The organism is Burkholderia sp. SIMBA_062, from assembly GCF_046534765.1.
Classification (GTDB): domain Bacteria; phylum Pseudomonadota; class Gammaproteobacteria; order Burkholderiales; family Burkholderiaceae; genus Burkholderia; species Burkholderia ambifaria.
The window spans coordinates 1-1087 of sequence record NZ_JAWRYD010000090.1 but is presented as its reverse complement, the minus strand read 5'-3'; the positions used below and the strand labels follow the sequence as shown (position 1 = coordinate 1087).

The 1087-nt window shown below is 61.7% G+C and carries 1 pseudogene; it reads left to right on the top strand.

Going from position 1 to position 1087, the window contains the following annotated elements:
- Positions 1-87: 87 nt before the first annotated feature.
- Positions 88-1087 (top strand): annotated as a pseudogene (locus SB786_RS35480) (IS3 family transposase); the annotation flags it as partial.

The window sequence follows — 1087 nt, the reverse complement described above, 5'->3', positions numbered from 1 at the left end:
AGAGATGGCCTCGCAAATTCGGACAGTCGGATAAGTGAGGCGGCCAGGGCCTGAGCCGGCGATAATGCCGGCCAAGGAACCTGAAAAATGACGAAGAGAACCCGACGGACCCACTCATCAGCATTCAAGGCCAAGGTGGCGCTGGCGGCGGTCAAAGGCGACCGGACGCTGGCCGAATTGGCGCAGCAATTCGATGTACGCCCGAACCAGATCACGGAGTGGAAGCGGCAGTTGCAGGAGCGTGCGGCCGATGTGTTCGGCTCGGCTGGTGTGGCGTCGAGCGAGCCGCAGATGGACGTGAAGACGCTACATGCGAAGATCGGCCAGTTGACACTGGAGAACGATTTTTTAGAAAGCGCGCTCACCAAGGCGGGGTTGCTGAGCGCAAAGCGATGATCGACCGTAACCATGCATTGCCGGTCTCGAAGCAAGCGAAGCTTGTCGGTATAGCCAGATCGAGCGCGTACTACCAGCCGCAACCGATCAGCGAGGCGGACCAACAGCTGATGCGCCGAATCGACGAATTGCATCTGGAATTTCCGTTTGCCGGTGCACGGATGCTGGCGCGCCTTCTGCGCCGGGAGGGTCACGAGATAGGCCGCCGCCGCGTGCGAACGCTGATGAAGCGCATGGGCGTGGAGGCGCTGTACTGCAAGCCGAGCACGAGTCGCCGCAATACGCAGCATAAGGTCTGGCCGTATCTGCTGCGCGGCATGAAGATCGAGCGGGCCAACCAGGCGTGGGCACTCGATACGACCTACATTCCGATGGCGCGCGGTTTCGTGTACCTGACGGCGGTGGTGGACTGGGCGACACGCAAGATTCTCGCGCACCGGGTGGCCATCACGCTGGAAGCGGTGCATGCCGTCGAGGTGCTCGAGGAAGCGTTCGCGCGCTACGGGCAGCCCGACATCGTGAACACGGATCAAGGCAGTCAGTTCACGGCGAACGCCTTCACCGAGGCCGTACTGGGCCGGGACATCCGGCTGTCGATGGACGGCAAGGGAAGCTGGCGCGACAACGTGTTCGTCGAACGGGTGTGGCGCAGCATCAAGTACGAAGAGGTCTATCTGAAAGCGTACGAGTC